At 50.9% G+C, this 15,956-nt stretch carries 15 protein-coding genes; 6 read left to right on the top strand and 9 right to left on the bottom strand.

The window, feature by feature from the left end; genetic code table 11:
• Positions 1-21: 21 nt before the first annotated feature.
• From GS501_RS03685 to GS501_RS03660, 6 genes are all read right to left on the bottom strand, one after another.
• Positions 22-1,119: an iron ABC transporter permease gene (locus tag GS501_RS03685; protein WP_160830490.1), complete on the bottom strand. Its 1,098-nt coding sequence runs from the start codon at positions 1,117-1,119 to the stop codon at positions 22-24.
• Positions 1,109-2,248 (bottom strand): ABC transporter substrate-binding protein, encoded by a 1,140-nt coding sequence (locus GS501_RS03680; RefSeq protein ID WP_160830489.1) that lies wholly within the window; start codon positions 2,246-2,248, stop codon positions 1,109-1,111. Before GS501_RS03680 ends, GS501_RS03685 begins: the two co-directional genes overlap by 11 nt.
• A gap of 165 nt (positions 2,249-2,413) precedes the next feature.
• Positions 2,414-2,971 (bottom strand): Smr/MutS family protein, encoded by a 558-nt coding sequence (locus tag GS501_RS03675; protein ID WP_370517925.1) that lies wholly within the window; start codon positions 2,969-2,971, stop codon positions 2,414-2,416.
• A gap of 108 nt (positions 2,972-3,079) precedes the next feature.
• Positions 3,080-3,895, bottom strand: a complete 816-nt coding sequence (locus GS501_RS03670) for a site-specific DNA-methyltransferase (protein WP_160830488.1) — start codon at positions 3,893-3,895, stop codon at positions 3,080-3,082.
• Positions 3,892-5,028 carry a murein transglycosylase A gene (locus tag GS501_RS03665; RefSeq protein WP_370517924.1) on the bottom strand — a complete coding sequence of 379 codons (1,137 nt, stop codon included), beginning with the start codon at positions 5,026-5,028 and terminating at the stop codon, positions 3,892-3,894. Before GS501_RS03665 ends, GS501_RS03670 begins: the two co-directional genes overlap by 4 nt.
• Before the next feature lie 129 nt (positions 5,029-5,157).
• Positions 5,158-5,868, bottom strand: coding sequence for a Tim44/TimA family putative adaptor protein (locus tag GS501_RS03660; protein WP_160830486.1), 711 nt, complete (start codon positions 5,866-5,868; stop codon positions 5,158-5,160).
• A gap of 227 nt (positions 5,869-6,095) precedes the next feature.
• Between GS501_RS03660 and secB the strand changes: the two genes are divergently transcribed.
• On the top strand, positions 6,096-6,614 hold the full coding sequence (gene secB / locus GS501_RS03655) for a protein-export chaperone SecB (protein ID WP_160830485.1): 519 nt from the start codon (positions 6,096-6,098) through the stop codon (positions 6,612-6,614).
• A 39-nt stretch (positions 6,615-6,653) separates the two neighbouring features.
• Here secB and GS501_RS03650 read toward each other — a convergent pair whose 3' ends face one another.
• Both GS501_RS03650 and hemC read right to left on the bottom strand, forming a co-directional pair.
• The gene (locus GS501_RS03650; protein ID WP_237442381.1) at positions 6,654-7,352 is read right to left on the bottom strand and encodes a uroporphyrinogen-III synthase; all 699 of its coding nucleotides are present in this window, start codon (positions 7,350-7,352) and stop codon (positions 6,654-6,656) included.
• 7 nt (positions 7,353-7,359) lie between these two features.
• Entirely contained in the window at positions 7,360-8,409 is a 1,050-nt protein-coding gene (hemC, locus tag GS501_RS03645; protein ID WP_160830483.1) for a hydroxymethylbilane synthase, read from the bottom strand.
• Between the two features lie 66 nt (positions 8,410-8,475).
• Here hemC and tsaD point away from each other — a divergent pair, with 66 nt between their 5' ends.
• From tsaD to murJ, 4 genes are read left to right on the top strand one after another with little or no spacing between them, the layout of a single operon-like run.
• Positions 8,476-9,567 carry a tRNA (adenosine(37)-N6)-threonylcarbamoyltransferase complex transferase subunit TsaD gene (gene tsaD, locus GS501_RS03640; protein ID WP_160830482.1) on the top strand — a complete coding sequence of 364 codons (1,092 nt, stop codon included), beginning with the start codon at positions 8,476-8,478 and terminating at the stop codon, positions 9,565-9,567.
• Positions 9,564-10,535 (top strand): NAD(P)H-dependent glycerol-3-phosphate dehydrogenase, encoded by a 972-nt coding sequence (locus GS501_RS03635; RefSeq protein WP_160830481.1) that lies wholly within the window; start codon positions 9,564-9,566, stop codon positions 10,533-10,535. The genes tsaD and GS501_RS03635 overlap by 4 nt, the downstream gene beginning before the upstream one ends.
• 24 nt (positions 10,536-10,559) lie before the next feature.
• Positions 10,560-11,060 carry a glutathione peroxidase gene (locus GS501_RS03630; RefSeq protein WP_160830480.1) on the top strand — a complete coding sequence of 167 codons (501 nt, stop codon included), beginning with the start codon at positions 10,560-10,562 and terminating at the stop codon, positions 11,058-11,060.
• A 43-nt stretch (positions 11,061-11,103) separates the two neighbouring features.
• Entirely contained in the window at positions 11,104-12,660 is a 1,557-nt protein-coding gene (gene murJ, locus GS501_RS03625) for a murein biosynthesis integral membrane protein MurJ (protein ID WP_160830479.1), read from the top strand.
• Positions 12,661-12,670: 10 nt separating this feature from the next.
• Here the strand turns inward: murJ and GS501_RS03620 are convergent, their stop codons facing one another.
• Entirely contained in the window at positions 12,671-13,138 is a 468-nt protein-coding gene (locus GS501_RS03620) for a GAF domain-containing protein (RefSeq protein WP_160830478.1), read from the bottom strand.
• A gap of 132 nt (positions 13,139-13,270) precedes the next feature.
• Between GS501_RS03620 and mutS the strand changes: the two genes are divergently transcribed.
• Positions 13,271-15,934, top strand: a complete 2,664-nt coding sequence (gene mutS, locus GS501_RS03615) for a DNA mismatch repair protein MutS (protein ID WP_160830477.1) — start codon at positions 13,271-13,273, stop codon at positions 15,932-15,934.
• Positions 15,935-15,956 lie beyond the last annotated feature (22 nt).

The raw sequence follows: 15,956 nt of genomic DNA, 5'->3' as shown, positions 1-15,956 counted from the left end.
CCGTTCTCGTTCCCTCTTCCATTATCCCCCCCTCTTCAGAACCACACCCAAAAAGAAAGGAATGCCCACCAACGCCGTTACGATACCAACCGGGATCACAACACCGGAAAGAAGGTTTTTAGCCGCAATAGAGGAAAGCGACATAATCAAACATCCACACAAGGCAGAACCAGGGAGATAAAAGCGATGATCTTCTCCCAGAAGACGTCGCGCAATGTGCGGCGCCACAAGACCGACAAACCCGATTGTTCCAACAAAAGAGACCGCCAACGCGGATAGAATACTCACCCGCAGCAATGACATAAGACGCAGCCTATGGACATCGACACCATAGCTAGCGGCACGGTCTTCCCCTAACCGTAGGGCCGTCATGGCAGGAGCTGCTCTCCAGCAAAATGGAATGATAACCAAGCACCCCACGGCCAAAACGCTTATCTTCCCCCAATCTGCACGTGTCAGGCTGCCCATCGTCCAAAAGACGAGTTCCTGCAAGGCATCCTCGTCCGCAATGAATTGCATAAGAGAGACAAATGCATGAAATGTAAAAACTAACGCAATCCCGAACAACACCACCATTGCCGTCGAACGCGCACGCACACGCGCCACAAGATCTAGCAGAAAAGCAGAGCCAACGGCGAAAATAAAAGCCTCTATAGGCACCATCCATGCTTCTGGAACCAAAGGCAGTTTCCATTGTAAGACAATAGCCAAAGATGCGCCGAAAGCCGCTGCTGCAGAAACTCCTAACGTAAATGGGCTCGCCAAAGGGTTATCCAAAATCGTTTGCATCTCCCCACCTGAGAGACCCAATGCCAACCCCACCAGCACAGCCATGATCGCATAAGGGAGGCGAATATGCCACACAATCACAGCGTTAGTCCCAGAGGATGGATGCAATAATGCCTGGAAAAGCTGTGACGGTGTTAATCCCGCTGGACCTAAGGAAAAGTCCAGCAATAACGAAACAACAATGAGCAACGCCAAAACCACTAATACGATCACACGATGGCGCGTTAACTTTGCATAAGATTGACGCATCCCAGTAAATTGGGCTGCCAATTCTGGTGTTATCGTCGTGTCATCATGTGAAGGAGGTAGCGACGGTGACTCAGGGGGCATTAGCTTTGATCCAATAAATTCCAGTAACGGGAAGAACGGTAAAACGATTCTGGATCTCCCGCCGGTCCGCATCAGGATCGAGGCTCGCAAAACGATCGGGATAGAACCATTTTGCCATAACTTCGACGGCTAAAATATTGAAGGGACTATCGTAGAATGTATGCCATATGCCATAGGCGCGCCCTTCTCGAACAGCCCTAAGCCCCGCTAATTCCGGTGCCTTTAATAGATCACACAAGGAAGTCTGAGCGACATCCGCCGTCACTTGCGCTCCCATCTTAAGCCCTGGGCCTGTATTACCGGGACCACGTGTTCCATCAAGCAGCAAAACATCTGGATCCAGAGCGATCACTTTTTCTGCTGAGACTTCGCCTAAATAACCAGGCAACAAATCTGATGCGACATTATGGCCTCCCGCAGCTTCGATAAAAGCGCCCATATTGCCGCGCCCAGCCGTATGGCAACAGCTCTGGCGTGCCCCTGCTAACATATCAATAAAAACACGTGGCCGCTTCGCCTGCGGAATTTGATCGACCACATTTTTGATTTGATCTAACCGCTTTTGATAAAACTCTATATAAGCTTGGGCCTCAGCTTCGCGATCAAGGGCCTGCCCTAAAATACGCATGCTCGGAAGCGTCGTTTTAATGGGGTCTTTACGGAAATCGACAAAAATCACAGGAATATGCGCCGCTCTTAAGCGTTCTGTCACATCGCCAGATTGTCCTGGCCCATGCCCTGTCGTGCTGAAAATTGCGAGGTCGGGATGGAGGTCCAGAACTTTCTCTGGACTAATTGTATCCGCTGTCGTGCGGCCTATCACTGCCACGCGATCAGCCTGCGGAAAAACCTTCCGCATCTGATCATAATTCTGAGCATCTGCTTCTCGGAACTCGCCTTGCCATCCCACAACACGGTCAAAAAGATGCTTCCCTTCCAGAGGTTCCAGCGCGTAAATCAAGCGCCCCTCCCCTAACACGATACGTTGAGGATGATCGGGGACAGAAACCACCTGGCCCGTAATATCCGTCACATTCTTTGCCTGTGCCGAGACAGAGAGAAAAGCCCAGCTCCCCCCAACGCAAAAAGCAGCCACACTTACAGCACGTAGAACAGACCGAAGAGACATTATTTATTCTCCCGACACCTTCAAATGAGATGTCATTCTCCAGAATGGGGGGATACCGGCCGCCCCAAATTATATACTCGCCTTTAACAGCCCAACCATACGATGTTAATAATCATTTGCGAATAGATCTTATAAACATGCTCTCTTTTTCATCCAAACGCCTCACTAACGCACCTTTTTCAACAAAATACGTACGGCACCCTGGTTCGCATGATGCGTATGCACGACGGCCAAAATCATAGGCCGAATATCCCCTCTTTGTAACCAAGCAGGCAGTTCACGCCGTATTGTCCCGCCACGGTTCCCACTCCCCAACCCTGTTACAATTTCTACACAACGCCAGTGAAAGCTTCTCGCACGATGCATAAAATGCACCAATTCATCAAAAGCATCCTGCACGTAATATCCATGTAAATCGAGACGCGCATCAACGCGTATGTCCCCGCGTGATAAACGGCGCCACTGCGTATTGTCTAAACCGGGGGTACGTCCGCCTATAACAAGATGATGCTTTTTGGGCACAGAAACAGGATCGACAACTCGATCTTTGAGCGTCTTAACCGGCTCCGCACGTGCATTGCTTTTTTTCGGTGGTTCATGACGTACTGACGGAGATTTAGACGGTGAAACAGGGCGGACAAGCGGCTTACGCAATGGCGTGACATCATGCATGACCATGCGCCACAGCGTCGCTTCATCATCTCCTAAGCTCCGTCTCGCCACAATACATGAATCCTTGGCCTGTAAATCTCTAACACTCACATCAGGATAACCATCATGGCATCACACGCTTACCAAAACGGATAGAGCCATCTTATACCAACTCGGACGTTACCCAGCCCGCTCAGCAATCACAGCCCTTAAACGCTCTCGCGCAACGCGAACATACGTTGTATCCGCCTCAATACCGATCCCTCGTATGCCACTTTTTTCCGCCGCAACCAAACTCGTCCCTGTTCCCATAAAGGGATCTAATAAGACGCTCTCAGCGTGCACTCCGTGTAACGCCAAACAACGCTCTGGTAAAGCAACAGGAAACGTTCCAGGATGACTAAATTTTCCGGCGCGGCTCCGCACCGTTTCATAGGGGATAAACCATGTATCCCCACGACACCGGCGATCTGCCCGATGCTGCCGACGGGCAATATTCGTTTTGTCCGTAAAAGGCACCCCAGCCCGTAAACGATCGAGCATAACATCCCCATTTTTCGTCAAATGGAACACATGCTCATGATTGCGATTAATATAGCGTGATGAGTTTACCGGCTTGAAATGCCCAAAAGTCACGTCTCCCACGGCAATAGATTTTACCCAGGAAATATGATTTTGCAGCGTAAAAATCTGCCTTAACCGTACCATCAACTCGAAGGGCAACCAAGGTTGAGCAGACGATCCCGCAATATTAAGAAAAAATGAAGCATCATCACGCATGACGCGTGCTATCTCACGGCAAACTCCCTCCATCCACGTAAGATAATCATCTTCCGTGAGGCGATCTTTGTAGCTCCGATAAGCCAAACCTAAATTATAGGGAGGTGAGGTAACAACAACATCAACACTCTCGGATGGCAGACGCTTTAACACACGCACACAATCCGCACGATAAAGCGTATGACCACCGAGCACCTCACGGCGCGTACGTATCATTTAGATGGAAAATCCAACGAAGAAGGATTAGACACAGGCTGCGCTGGTGGACGAGGCAACAAAATAACCATTCGACCAGAACTTCTCAAATGACCGGCCGTAGTCCGGGCCATATCCCCCCATCCGGTGAAAAGATCACCTCGGCCAGCACCCCGAATGTCCGTTCCAACATCCTGTGCAAACGTTGTATGATGCCAGCTTCCCTCTTTACCCTGCGAATCAAGCATCGCTGTTTCAACCCACACTGGAGCCGCAAAGGGAACGTAAGCACGATCAACAGCCAATGAACGCCCAGGCACTAAAGGAACACCGAGCGCTCCTCCAGGCCCCTCAAACTCGGAGCGATCAACCGTGCGGAAAAATACGTAATTTGGATTTTTTTCTAAAAGCTCTTGTGATTCCTGAGGATGCGCCTCAAGCCATGCCCGAATAGTTTCAGCGTTCACATCAACGGCACTCATAGCGCCTCGTTGCACAAGAATCTTCCCAATCGGTACATAGGGTTGTCCATTACGCCCATCATAGGCAACACGCAAAACCTGCCCATCAGGCAAATGAAGCCTTCCAGCTCCCTGCAACTGAAGAACATAGAGGTCAATAGGGCTCTTCAGCCAAGCCACTTCCAAATTTTTGTTGTTCAGAGCACCGCCATCAATCGTCGCCCTATCATCATAAGGCTGGAATACCGAATTTACCCAATGCCCAAACACCACCTTTCCATCATCTGTGCGACCTCGGAGTAGATCAGGTGGACGACGATAGAGCGGTGTTTGATACTCTCCTCCACGTGTCAAAGACGCTTCAACCTGCGGCTCGTAATATCCTGTATAAAGTACTGTTTCCTGAATTTCGTAAGGCTGGAACCATAATTCAAAAAAGTTTCGCGCACTCTCTTCCGTTACACTCTCTGATGCCGGCAAGGCTGCGCATACCCCTGCCCAGTCCCCAGCCTTGCGCCCATACGGCAAGGAAGAAGCGCCCCCCATTGTCGTTTTGGGCGGCAGCTGTGCCAAACGATGGCACTCGTCACGTAACATCCCCACAAGCGCCGTATGAGAATCTGCATTCCACCCTATCAAACTCTCATATCCCACAGGCGCAATTGTCATCTCACCTGCTGGAACGTCAGACACACACGCTGTCAAAAGCAACGCTAAACCTAAAGGGGACCACAAACATTTCATTTTACAATACACCGACACTCCCCCTTTACGTGCAGAGGGATTATAAAACATTTTTAAATGAACAACATTATCGCCATCTCACGCAGCGGACGTTTCTGCCAGCCACCAACGCCCATTAACGTAGTCCAAACCCCATAAATCACGATATTCAGTCAGTGCTTCTGTCCCATCGACAATATTGCCTTGCACATCTCTCATATACCGAATCTGCCAAGACGTAATACCCACCATTATTCGGCAAGGACGTGCTCCTTCCCCATCTTGCCCTTCTTGTGGAAGCACAACATCCTTAATCTCAAGTCGTTCCACCCGTTTAAGGTCGCAGTATAACTCACCATTATCTGCCTGACGTTGGACTAACGCCTGGCCGAAAACCGTCATAAGCTCTGGCGTTACCATCCCCTCCAACGCAACACGCTCGCCGCGAGCAAATGCCTTTAGGATTTGACCAAAAACATCTTCGACATACTTCAAAAACTTCTCACCTTGGAAAGAAGGTACGATCACCCCAACCTTCGCAAGAGCCTGACCTTGAGCCGTTGTCCCTCCGGGAACGATATATTCCGTACGCTCAGGCTCAGCTTGAACACTCCCAGGGAGCGGCGGCGGTTGTAGAGCAACACCGGCCCTGTTCTGTTGTCCAACACCTTCCGCACGAGACATCAGCGGATGATGCTTTTGCTGCATGGTTTGTGCACCTACCTTACGTCCGAGCACACGGATCAGAGCCGCACCCGTAAAAAGAGCAAGGACAGCCAATATAACAATATCCCAGGGGAAGTGAGCCATTATTCATTCCAACAAGTCGGTTTTAAAAACCTAAAACAAAATGCCTAGCGAGGCTGTTCCCTTAAAATTAGGACGGACGCACACAAATCTCAACCTTACCTCGCGTCTTTCCCGTGTATACTTAATTTCTCACTAAGGAAAATGTATGACCCTGCTTGGCCCGCCCTCGCATCCATGCTACCGCCGAAAGGCCATTCTATCATTAGAAATTATCCTAGGGAATCACGATGCCCCATAACAACAATGCAACACAAGCTCAAGACAACACGCCTCCCAACATGCCACTGGCCATCAACCTGCAATACACAAAGGACCTCTCCTTTGAGGTTCCTCACGGTGCGGCAACATTCGCTACATTGCGTAATGCCCCGCAAGTTGGTGTCAATATTGATGTGCAGGCCAATCGTATTGAACAAGAGCAACCCGTTTTTGAGGTTTCCCTCTCTATCCGCGTTGAAGCGATGGAGCCACCTGCCGAAGGCAGCAACGAGACAAGCCGTATCGTCTTCCTTGCTGAATTGACCTACGCAGCCATCGTGACCCTTGAGGGAGCCCCTCAAGACCTCGTTGAGCCGATCCTTCTTATTGAGGTTCCTCGCCTTCTCTTCCCATATGCTCGTGCGATCATTAGCGACATCACACGCGACGGTGGTTTCCCACCTGTCGTTCTTCAGCCCATTGATTTCGCTGCTCTTTGGCAAGCGAAAAGAGAGCAAAATTTCCCTGAACCAGAAGGCGAAGCATAAGCCGCCATTGCTGGTTATCGGGTATAAAAAAAGAGGGGATTACACCCCTCTTTTTTTATACCCTAATATATCTAAGGGATTACGCGCCGCCGTCTCTCGCCACACAGCATAAGAACACACAGACTCCATGATGGCGTCAGAGAAGCAAAGAGCGCGTACCCCTCTAAGTTGCATACGGATCTCGGGCGTTAAATTTTCTTGAAATAAGACCGCATTTTCAACGGAGAAAAAAAGGACAGCTTCAACTTCTCCATCCAACAGAGCACGATACGCCTCATCAGGAAGCGATCTTATACGCTCAACGCGATATGCCTCCACCCAGCGGGCTCCTAGGTCGCGCGCCACCTCAGCGCTATAGGCCTGCCCTCGCCACCCACGCCCACAGGCAAAAGTCAGTCCGTCACCGAGCAATCCTTTCTCTCGGCACAAAGCCCCCAGAGACGCACGATCCCCCGATGCTGCATCAACACGCAAAAAACCAGCTTTCCGAACTTTTTGTGCTGTCTTTTCCCCTACCGTTAATAAAAGACGGTCTTTGGGCTGTTTTGCTAAAGCAGGTAACGCATGAGCGCTGGTAATAGCGATGCTATGTCCAGGCCATTCAGAAAAGACAGGAGACGGACGAATATCCATAACAGGACATGCAATCGCCTCCCACCCCTGCTCCTGAACCTGGATCATCGTTTCAGACAATCCAGGCTCAGGACGTACAACCAGCACCTTACAGCGCTCATTCATCAAAATATTACGCTCGTATAATCTGCGCGAAAATATGGTCCGGCGTGTCGCGACGCAACTCCTTACCCATTTCACTCCCCATCAAAGCAGCATCTGATGGTTTACCTGTTGATTCACGACGCAAAAGAAAGCTGCCATCCTCACTGGCTACCAAACCAGTAAGATGCAAAGTTCCATCAATGATACGCGCATAACCGCCAATAGGCGTGCGACATGAACCATCCAATTCAGCCAACAATCCACGTTCAGCGGTAGCAACAGCACGGGCTTCCGGGTCTTCAATAGCCGACAACAATTCGCGCAATTCGTGATCGTTCTTTCTCACTGTAATGCCCACAATGCCTTGTCCAGAGGCTGGAATCATGAAGTCCGGATCTAAAGCAACATCAACACGGTCCTCCATGCCAAGGCGCTTCAAGCCCGCATAGGCCAGCAACGTCGCATCACATTGCCCAGCATTCAGCTTATCTAAACGCGTCTGAACATTCCCTCGTAACAAGCAAAACCGTAAATCAGGACGATAATGCAGCATCTGGGCCTGCCGCCTCACCGAAGCACAGCCCACCACAGCACCCTTTGGTAAACACGCATAAGGATCACTTGGATCAACTTTGACCGTCCGATCACGCAAGACCAGCACGTCACGTGCATCTTCCCTTTTCATAGTACAAGCTAAAACCAATGTTGGCGGAAGATTTGTTTCAAGATCCTTCAGGCTATGCACAGCAAAATCAATGCCACCGACAGCCAAAAGCTCGTGAATCTCTTTAGAGAAAAGCCCTTTCCCTCCAATCTCTGCAAGACGATCCTTAAGGTTTAGATCCCCTGACGTTTGCATTTGCTCTTCTTTGAAAGCCCCCATGTCCCTCAAAACCGGACAAAAACGTGTCAAACGAGTCAAAAAATGACGCGTCTGCACAAGCGCCAAGGGAGAAGCGCGCGTCCCGACCCGCAATGGCAATTTACGCCTATCTGAGGATGAATGGGCGTGAGATCGTTTGGCAGCCTCAGCCGCAACTTTCTGAAGAGCATCAGATGATGGAAAAGATACAGTCATAGTGATGTGTTATCTGGGGGCAACGGGGGTGTCATGCAAGAAAAGAATCGGCATACTAGTGCGACCATGTCTAGTCTCGCATCTCTTACCCCTCTTCTCGCCATTGAAACCTCTTGTGATGACACCGCTTGTGCCATCCTGGACGCCCAAGGTCATATCCTTGGAGAAAGTGTCCTATCACAAGAAAGTCACGCGGCCCTTGGTGGAGTCGTACCAGAAATTGCTGCACGTGCTCATCTGGACATTCTCCCAGAGATCGTTGATCTTACTTTGAAACGTGCAGGGCTTACTCTCGACGAGATCGCCTTATTTGCAGCGACGATAGGGCCTGGGCTCATCGGGGGCCTCATCGTTGGGAGCTCCTACGCCAAAGGGCTCGCCATGGCACAGAATAAACCTTTTATGGGTATTAATCACATTGAAGGACATATTCTTGTCCCACGCCTTCCTAACGTGCTGGCAGAAGACATCCCTTCACTCAATTTCCCTTATTTGGCTTTACTCGTTTCTGGTGGGCACTGCCAATGTGTCAGTGTCGAAGAAACAGGTCATTACCGCTTACTGGGGGGGACCATTGATGATGCTGCCGGAGAAGCCTTCGATAAAGTCGCGAAGATGCTCGGCCTCGGATGGCCCGGCGGCCCCGCACTCGAAAAACTTGCTCGGGAAGGAAATGACATGGCTTTTTCCCTCCCTCGCCCTCTAAAAGGCCGTGATGGGTGTAACTTTTCTTTTTCAGGGTTAAAAACGGCAGTCGCTCGTCTTATAGCGCCCTATGGCAATGGAGCTCTGCCCAGACAAATAGCGGCTGATATTGCCGCCTCTTTCCAACGCGCTGTTGCTGATGTCATGGAAGATCGCGCAGAACATGCATTGCTTCTGGCTCCAACGTCGACAGCGCTCGTCGTTGCTGGCGGTGTGGCCGCTAATCATGTTTTAAGAGAGCGCCTTAAAAAGGTCGCACAACGGCATGATATCCCATTCCTCGCACCACCGTTAAGACTCTGCACAGATAATGCTGTTATGATTGGTTGGGCGGCATTAGAACGCCTTGCTCAAGGCGAATATCCAGACGACAGTGCTCTTGCACCGCGCCCTCGTTGGCCTCTTGCTGAACGACAACCTTACCGTCCGCTTCCTATGGAGAATGCTCAATGAGCCAACTTCCTCGCATTGCGGTTATTGGTGCAGGCGCATGGGGAATAGCCCTCGCTTGTAGCCTCGCCCAAATCGCCGATGTTCTCCTTTGGACCCGCAATCCTGTCCCTCCAGGCACGCGGCATATGCCGCGCCTCCCTGACATTGCCTTGCCAGAACGTGTGACGGTAACAAACACACTTCCCCATGAGGCAGATGCTGTCCTTCTCGTGGTCCCCACACAAGCCCTGCGTGACATAAGCCATGAATTAGAAAAACATTTAAAACCTAACGTTCCTGTCATCACATGCTGTAAGGGCATGGAAAGGGGTACCTTTGCTCTTCCCCTTGAGGTCATAGAACAGACCATGCCGAACCGCCCGATGGCTGTTTTATCAGGCCCTAATTTCGCGATAGAAGTCGCACGTGGTTTACCCGCCGCGGCGACATTGGCAGTATATGATCGTGCCTTTGCACATGATCTTGCACAGCGTCTCACCACACCAACCCTGCGCCTTTATGCAAGCGACGATCCACTTGGCGTCCAACTTGCCAGCGCAGCTAAGAACGTTATCGCCATTGGTGCCGGAATAGCCGTTGGAGCAGAAATGGGAGAGAATGCTCGCGCAGCCCTTATCACCCGCGCCCTTGCTGAATTAAGCCGCCTCGTCAAAGTGATGGGCGGACAAGCTCGGACGATGTACGGCCTCGCTGGAATGGGGGATCTCATTCTAACGGCCACAGGACCGGGGTCACGCAATTACAGCTTGGGCATTGCACTAGGTAAAGGGGAAAGCCTTGACAATATCCTCTCTGGTCGCAGCACTGTTGCTGAAGGTGTCCTAACCGCGCCAACCCTGCGTAAACTGGGTGAAAAGCACGGGATCGATACCCCAATCATTACGACCATTACACGCCTTCTCTCAGGAGAATTAACGCCCGAACGCGCCCGTGATGAACTTCTCAGCCGCCCTCCTTGTCGTGAATAATTTTTTCAAGAGATAAACTCCGTTATGACGTCTATTTATGACTTTCGTCTGCCCGCCTTAGAAGGTGGCGAACTCGATTTTTCACAATGGCGTGGGCGCCCGTTACTCATTGTCAATACGGCATCACGTTGTGGCTTTACACCTCAATATGAAGCCCTCCAACGGCTCTGGCGTCACCTTGGTCAATCCACCCCGGATGGGCTTGTTGTGCTCGGCGTACCAAGCAATGATTTTGGGCAACAGGAACTTGATACGGCTCAAGATATTTCAGCCTTTTGCCAACGTCGCTATGGCGTAAGCTTCCCTCTCGCGGCTCGTTCACACGTTAAAGGCCCAGAGGCCGTCCCTTTATTCCGCTGGCTCGCAAAAGAAGGCGGTTTCCTGTCACGTCCTCGATGGAATTTTTATAAATATCTCATCAACCGTGAAGGAAAACTCGAACGTTGGTTTACTCCCCTCACACGGCCTGATACATCCCGCTTCCTTGCAGAAGCACAGCGTGTGACCTTCAAACGCTTCTTCTGACGCCGCGTCTTGTTCTTTTCTCCCCTGTTGCGAGATCTTTTCTGTGTTGCGTAATCTCCTCACTGTCGGTGGTTGGACGATGCTCTCGCGCCTCCTTGGCCTCGTTCGCGACCAGCTTTTAGCCATGTTTCTCGGAGCAGGAGCTTTACAAGATGCTTACCAAATCGCTTTTCGCCTGCCGAATATGTTTCGTCGGCTTTTTGGCGAAGGTGCTTTAAATGCAGCGTTCGTCCCTCTTTTTACCAAGCGATATGAAACAGAAGGGCATGACAGCGCCCTTCTGTTGGCAAGCAAAACATTCTCGCTGTTACTCACATGGTTAACCGCCCTCACCATTGTGGCAGAACTTTTCATGCCATGGTTGATCGACATTATCGCGCCGGGCTTTCGGCATGGAGGGACAGAGCGTTTCTCTCTCGCTGTACACCTCACACGCATTACCATGCCCTACACCATCCTTATTTGTGGGGCGGCCCTCGTCGCGGGGATTCTAAACGGCCGTAACCATTTTGGCGCAGCTTCAGCCGCCTATGTCTCTTTTAATGTCGTCGGGATTACGGCCATTCTCATTGGCGCTTTTATGGGCCCTGATTATGTGGCCAGCATAAGCGCCTGGGGCATTACGCTTTCTGGTGTTGCTCAGCTTGGCGGGCTGCTTTGGGCGGCTAAACGTGTCGGCCTCATGCCCATCTTATCCTTCCCATCATTATCTCGTGATGTTCGAACATTAATTAAACGCATGCTCCCGGGTCTTATTGGCTCCGGCGTAACGCAAATGAATCTAACCATTGATACAATCATTGCGACCCTTCTCCCGACAGGCTCCATTTCTTGGCTGTATTTTGCTGATCGGGTTAATCAACTTCCTTTAGGCGTTCTTGGCGCAGCTCTCGGCACAACGCTTCTCCCGCTCCTCACGCGCCATGTGGCTGAGCAAGACCGTCTTGCCATGCAAGCCAGCCTGAACCGCGCTATGGACTATGCGCTGCTACTAACACTCCCAGCAACGATGGGGCTCTTAGCCCTTGCACCTGCCATCATGGCCGGTCTTTTTGGTTACGGTCATTTCTCTACCCGGGATGTACTTCATTCCGCTGCTGCCTTGCGGGTCTACGCATTAGGCCTCCCAGCTTTCATCATCATTAAACTCCTTTCCCCAGCCTTTTTTGCTGAAGGAGACACGGCTACTCCCGTGCGTGTTGGGTTTTTAACCTTAGGGATAAATCTTGTTCTCAATCTTCTTCTCTATCGGACACTAGCCTATATCGCACCACCGCTAGCCAGTACTTTAGCGGCAATTGCGAACATGCTCATTCTAGGATGGCTTCTCTGGAAACGAGAAGCCTTCCGCCCTTCTCGCATGACATTGAGCAAAAACGGGCGTATCCTTTTATCAAGTCTTATTATGGCTGGATGGGCCTTAGGCAGTGAACATTTCCTCGCCCCATCTCTTCCCACTTGGCACGCTCTCCCACGCCTCCTCATGCTCAGTGGTCTTATTCTCTCAAGCGCAGGTCTTTATGGCATCATGCTCATTGTCTTCAGAGTTCTGAGCCTTTCGGAACTGCGCAACCTCGCTCGGCGTCGGCTGAGACGTTAACGCCCTAACATCAAAGCCGCCCTTCCAGCTCATGAACGAGATGTTCCAACATCTCTTGGTCTCTTACTGAAAAGCGTTCTTTTTGGGGGCTATCAATATCGAGCACACCATAGAGCTTTCCACGTACAATCACTGGAATAACAATTTCAGACTCAGAAGCTCCATCACAGGCAATATGTCCTGGGAAAGCATGAACATCATCGACCCGTTGTGTGCGACACGTCTCTGCAGCGGCGCCACATACACCTCTCCCCACCGCAATCCGTGTACAGGCAACCCGCCCTTGAAAAGGCCCTAAGACTAACTCACCGTCACGCAGAATATAAAACCCTACCCAATTCACATGCGGTAGAGCCTCATAAAGAAGTGAGGATATATTCGCCATAGTAGCAATGGGATCCGATTCTGCTTCCAAAAGCCCTTTGGCAACAGAGAGAATATCATCAAAAGCGAAACGTTGTTCAGGTGCTGTACTCATGGTTACCGTACTCTAAACGCTTTCCCGCACACTGTAAGGGCTAACAATCGTAAATTTTTTCTATACTTTATACATCACTCCATAATATGCCCCTCATTGGAAACGTCTCTCGACCTTTTGCTCATAGGTTCTATGCCCAAGATCAGTGCCTCGCCCGCTCTTCCCTCTTCTGCTGATAAAGCCACCCCTACGATGGCACAGTGGTTTTCACTGAAGAGCCAAGAGCCGGACGCACTTCTTTTCTTCCGTATGGGGGATTTTTACGAGCTCTTCTTTGGTGATGCCGAGACAGCAGCCATTGCACTCGATATCACTCTCACCCATCGCGGCATACATGAGGAGAAACCTATCCCCATGTGCGGCGTACCTGTTGGCACGGCGCAGGTATATCTCTCCCGATTGATTCGACGAGGTTTCCGTGTTGCTGTTGCAGAACAAACGGAAACACCTAAAAAAGGGCAAAAAGGCCCTCTCCGCCGTGACATTGTACGCGTCATCACGCCGGGCACCCTCACAGAAGATGAACTTCTGGACGCTGGACGTGCCAATATCCTCCTGGCCATCTCTACGCCACCAGGACGACGCAAAACCCCACTTGGCGCCGCATGGATTGATATTTCCACAGGAAGCGTTGAAACGCTTTCCCAGCCTAACACGACATTGTTAGAGCTTTTAGCACGTTTAGACCCCTCTGAGATCCTCGCCGACCCGACCCTTATTCCATCAGAATATCACGAGCGCGTCACACCCTCTACAGCACGCCCATCTCTCCAACAGGCTTCTTCCACCATCTCCGAGGCCTATGGTGTTGCACAACTTGATGCTCTCGGTGATTTCCCTGAAGAGCAGATTTCTGCATGCGCCATTTTGTTAAATTATGTGCGCCGCAGCCAGGCAGGCCGTTTACCGCGCCTCAGCCCTCCTATTCCGCAAGGGCTTGGTAATATTATGGGCTTCGACCCAGCCACACGCTATAGCCTTGATATCATCCGTTCACGAGATGGCGGCACTAAACACACGCTCTTTAAGAGTGTGAACCATACACAAACAGCCGCAGGCACACGTCTGCTCGCCCGTTGGCTCTCAACACCCGTTACCGATCTCTCTCTGATCCAAAATCGGCAGGAGGGATGGTCCTGGCTTCACCACCACCACGACCTTACCGCCTCACTGCGGCAGATACTAAAACAAACACCTGATTGTTCACGATCCCTTGGTCGTATCTCGAGTGGGCGTCCATTGCCGCGCGATCTTGCTGCCGTTCGCGACACATTACGCTCGGCCAATGCCATCACAGAGGCGCTACACCCTCTACGCAACAGCGCCATTCCAGGCATGATTCGTTCTATTGGTGCTACCCTCTATGGACGTGCCGACACACTCTTAGAACGGCTTGAAAGTGGCCTGTCACCTGAGCTCCCAGCCAAGATTGAAGATGGCGGCGTTATCGCCACAGGCTTTGATACAGAGCTTGATACACTCCGAGACTTACGTGACGATAGCCGCCGGACACTAGCCCAGCTCCAAGTTCGACTATCTGAACAATATGGCGTCAATAACCTTCGTATCCGCCACCATAATCAACTTGGCTACGTGATTGAGGTTCCTTCATCCACTGGGGCTAAATTACGCCAACATCAAGAGCTTTACTTACGCCAAGGGACAGCAACGCTCACCCGTTTTTCTAATGATGAACTCATTTCTCTGAACCAAGCTATCCTCACAGCATCAGAGAAAACATCTCTCCTAGAACGTCACCTTTTTAACGATCTTGCGAAACATATTCTTGAGACACCTGCATTAGATGAAATTGCGGTCGCGCTTGCCGAGTTAGATGTACTCGTCTCCTGTGCCCTCCTCATGTCAAAAGGCTCATGGTGCCGGCCATTCGTCAATGATTCCCAGGCGTTTAATATCCGATCTGGACGCCATCCAGTCGTCGAAGCGTCTATGAATCAACAAGGATCAACAGAAACACGATTTATTCCCAATCACTGTGCACTCCCGCCAGAAAAACATGTCATGCTTCTGACAGGCCCCAATATGGCCGGGAAATCAACCTTCTTACGTCAAACAGCCCTTATTGTGATCCTCGCACAAGCAGGGCTACCCGTTTCAGCGGAAGAAGCAGAAATCGGCATCGTCGACCGCCTCTTTTCCCGCGTTGGAGCTGCCGATGATCTCGCACGCGGGCGCTCTACCTTTATGGTAGAAATGACGGAGACCGCTTCTATTCTCAATCAAGCAGGCCCGCGTTCACTTGTTGTCGTTGATGAAATTGGCCGTGGCACCTCTACGCTTGATGGTCTCGCAATCGCATGGGCAACCCTTGAGGCGCTTCACTCACAACTCGGGTCACGTACCATTTTCGCAACCCATTTCCACGAACTCGGGAGCCTTCTGACCCAACTTCCCAAACTCGCTGCCTATACGATGGCCGTGCAAGAATGGGATGGTAATGTTATTTTCCAACATGAAGTTAAACCTGGCATGGCTCACAAAAGCTGGGGCCTACACGTTGCCCGCTTGGCAGGAATTCCTTCCTTCGTCGTCAAGCGGGCAAAAACACTCCTCACACGCCTTGAAGCAGGACAGGTAAACCTAGACAAACCCGATACCCCACCATCACTTCCTCTTTTTGAGGCCCCATCCCCGAAAGCAGCATCACGAGAAGAAACAAACACACCTTCCCGAAATGAGACTTTAGAAGAGGCCCTGCGTGACCTTGATCCTGATTCAATGTCTCCACGTGAGGCACATACGACACTCTATCACCTAAAAGATCTCATCCGCTAAAGGTTTTACTTGAACTCCTGCG

Origin of the sequence: Saccharibacter sp. 17.LH.SD (assembly GCF_009834805.1) — a bacterium.
Lineage (GTDB): Bacteria > Pseudomonadota > Alphaproteobacteria > Acetobacterales > Acetobacteraceae > Saccharibacter.
The sequence above is the reverse complement of the archived record's forward strand: the minus strand, read 5'-3'. Positions and strand labels throughout refer to the sequence as shown.

Coding starts and splice junctions, on each gene's coding strand:
- GS501_RS03650 (WP_237442381.1), bottom strand. CDS start 7,352: ATGAATGAGCGCTGTAAGGTGCTGGTTGTACGTCCTGAGCCTGGATTG.
- mutS (WP_160830477.1), top strand. CDS start 13,271: ATGCCCAAGATCAGTGCCTCGCCCGCTCTTCCCTCTTCTGCTGATAAA.
- GS501_RS03670 (WP_160830488.1), bottom strand. CDS start 3,895: ATGATACGTACGCGCCGTGAGGTGCTCGGTGGTCATACGCTTTATCGT.
- GS501_RS03620 (WP_160830478.1), bottom strand. CDS start 13,138: ATGAGTACAGCACCTGAACAACGTTTCGCTTTTGATGATATTCTCTCT.
- GS501_RS03685 (WP_160830490.1), bottom strand. CDS start 1,119: ATGCCCCCTGAGTCACCGTCGCTACCTCCTTCACATGATGACACGACG.
- GS501_RS03660 (WP_160830486.1), bottom strand. CDS start 5,868: ATGGCTCACTTCCCCTGGGATATTGTTATATTGGCTGTCCTTGCTCTT.
- GS501_RS03635 (WP_160830481.1), top strand. CDS start 9,564: ATGAGCCAACTTCCTCGCATTGCGGTTATTGGTGCAGGCGCATGGGGA.
- secB (WP_160830485.1), top strand. CDS start 6,096: ATGCCCCATAACAACAATGCAACACAAGCTCAAGACAACACGCCTCCC.
- GS501_RS03630 (WP_160830480.1), top strand. CDS start 10,560: ATGACGTCTATTTATGACTTTCGTCTGCCCGCCTTAGAAGGTGGCGAA.
- GS501_RS03680 (WP_160830489.1), bottom strand. CDS start 2,248: ATGTCTCTTCGGTCTGTTCTACGTGCTGTAAGTGTGGCTGCTTTTTGC.
- tsaD (WP_160830482.1), top strand. CDS start 8,476: ATGTCTAGTCTCGCATCTCTTACCCCTCTTCTCGCCATTGAAACCTCT.
- hemC (WP_160830483.1), bottom strand. CDS start 8,409: ATGACTGTATCTTTTCCATCATCTGATGCTCTTCAGAAAGTTGCGGCT.